Source organism: Mesorhizobium sp. M7A.F.Ca.CA.003.01.2.1, assembly GCF_003998945.1.
Classification (GTDB): Bacteria; Pseudomonadota; Alphaproteobacteria; order Rhizobiales; family Rhizobiaceae; genus Mesorhizobium; species Mesorhizobium ciceri.
Window position 1 is genome coordinate 1 of the sequence record NZ_RZRA01001358.1, and the last position, 1,044, is coordinate 1,044.

General features: G+C 63.9%; 1 protein-coding gene and 1 pseudogene. Both read left to right on the forward strand.

Annotated elements, in window-relative coordinates; all coding sequences use genetic code 11:
• Positions 1-625, forward strand: a pseudogene (locus EN969_RS32635) (pilus assembly protein); the annotation flags it as partial.
• Positions 609-1,044, forward strand: a 436-nt coding sequence (locus EN969_RS32640) for a L,D-transpeptidase (protein ID WP_164758737.1), incomplete at its 3' end; no start/stop codon positions are given. The pseudogene EN969_RS32635 and the gene EN969_RS32640, both read left to right, overlap by 17 nt.

Genomic DNA, 1,044 nt, shown 5'->3' on the forward strand with positions numbered 1-1,044 from the left:
TTTCCAGAGCGCCAATTGCGGCGCCTATCTCAATCTGTTCAACCAGTTCGACCTTGCCGGCATCATCGGCCAGCCGGAGCGGCTCGATGTCGAGCTGATGGACGTCATCAAGCTGTCGCGCCCGTCCGGCCTCACCCTCTATGCATTCGAGCGGCCGCAACTGCCGTTCGAGCCGCATGGCAGCGATTTCGTCTTCCGCCTGCTCGACCTCGTCGCCTACCGCTTCGACGACATCGTTATCGACCTGCCCAATCTGGAAACGCCCTGGCACAATTCCGTGCTGTCGACGAGCGACGAGATCTTCATCGTGTTCGAACTCAATGTCGCGTCGCTGCGGCAAGGCAAGCGGCTCTACAAGAAGATCCGCGAGCTGCGCGGCAATGCGGTCAGCATCACGCTGGTCGCCAACAAGCACAAGCGCAAATGGTTCGGGAACCATTTTTCGCGCAGCGAGCTCGAAAAGATCTTCAAGGCGCCGCACATCAAGTCGGTCGCGCTCGACAACGCGCTTCTGACCGATGCGCTGAACAGGGCCATCCCGCCTTCCGAAGTGGATGGGCGGGCGCGCTTCAACAAGGATCTGAAGCGGATGTTCAAAGAGCGGCTCGATGACGCTGCCCGATAGATACCGGATCGCCCCAAAGCTCGCCGGCGCCTGCGTGCTCGGCATGGCGTTGGCGCTGTCCGTCCACGGCTTCGCCGAGGCGCGATCAGCACTTTCGGAGCGGCCGCCGCTGCCGGCGATGGGGCCCAGCCTGCGCAAGGCCGTCGCCTTTAGAACCGCCGAGCAGCCGGGAACGATCATCATCCGCAAGGACGAGAAGGCGCTTTACCTGGTGACCCGCCAGGGCCAGGCGCTGCGCTACCAGATCAGCGTCGGGCGCGACGGGTTCGGCTGGACCGGCATCGTCAAGGTGGGGGCGAAGACCGAATGGCCGGAGTGGCGCCCGCCGCAGGAAATGCGGGCCCGCCAGCCGGAGCTGCCGAAAATGGTGCCCGCCGGCCCCTACAATCCGCTCGGCGCAAGGGCTGTCTCTTATACAC